Here is a 1,078-nt window from a genome sequence, read left to right as displayed (position 1 = left end):
GGCCGTGACATTAAGTTATTGGTTGCTACCGATGCTGAGGGTATCTTGGGAATCGGTGACTGGGGGGTTCAAGGTGTTGATATTGCCGTTGGTAAGTTGATGGTTTACACAGCTGCCGCGGGTATCGACCCTGCCTCAGTTTTGCCAGTTTCTGTTGATGCTGGTACGAACCGCAAGGAATTGTTGGCAGACCCACTATACTTGGGAAACCGTCACGAACGTGTTCGTGGTGACCAATACTTTGAGTTCATTGATAAATTCGTTAAGACGGCGCAATCATTGTTCCCAGAGATGTACTTGCACTTCGAAGACTTCGGTCGTTCAACGGCAACGAAGATTTTGAACACGTACAAGAATGACTGGCCAACGTTTAACGATGACATTCAAGGTACTGGAATCGTTGTGACGTCAGCTGTTTTGGGTGCCTTGGCTATTACTGGTGAAGACATCAAGTCACAAACGTACTTGACGTACGGTGGTGGTTCAGCTGGTACGGGTATTGCTAACCGTGTCTTGGCTGAGTTTATGCAACAAGGTTTGTCAGAAGAAGAAGCTCGTAAGCACTTCTACATGGTTGACCGTCAAGGATTGTTGTTCGACGATGACGAAACGTTGACACCTGAGCAAAAGCCATTCGCCCGTTCACGTTCAGAATTTGAGAACGCTGACGAGTTGACGGACTTGTTGTCAGTTGTTAAGGCTGTTAAGCCAACTGTTTTGGTTGGTACGTCAACTAACCCTGGTTCATTTACTAAGGAAGTCGTTGAAGCAATGGTTGCTAACACGGATCACCCAAAGATCTTCCCATTGTCAAACCCTACGAAGTTGCACGAAGCAATGCCAGATGATTTGATCAAGTGGTCAGATGGTAAGGCATTGGTTGCAACCGGTGTGCCTGTTGACCCTGTTACGGCTTCAAACGGTGTCACTTACGAAATTGGACAAGCTAACAACATGTTGGTTTACCCTGGTTTGGGATTGGGTACGATTGTTGCTAGGGCTAAGGTTTTGTCAGATGGTATGATTTCAGCTGCTGCCCACGCTTTGGGTGGTATGGTTGATGCCTCACAACCCGGTG

General features: G+C 47.3%; 1 protein-coding gene. It reads left to right on the top strand.

Going from position 1 to position 1,078, the window contains the following annotated elements:
- Window positions 1-1,078, top strand: a 1,078-nt coding sequence (gene maeA / locus WEIDD23_RS14220; RefSeq protein WP_242865364.1) for an oxaloacetate-decarboxylating malate dehydrogenase, incomplete at both ends; no start/stop codon positions are given.

Origin of the sequence: Weissella sp. DD23 (genome assembly GCF_001579105.1) — a bacterium.
GTDB lineage: Bacteria > Bacillota > Bacilli > Lactobacillales > Lactobacillaceae > Weissella > Weissella cibaria.
Note: the sequence above shows the minus strand (reverse complement) of the source record. Positions and strands in the feature narration are given on the sequence as shown.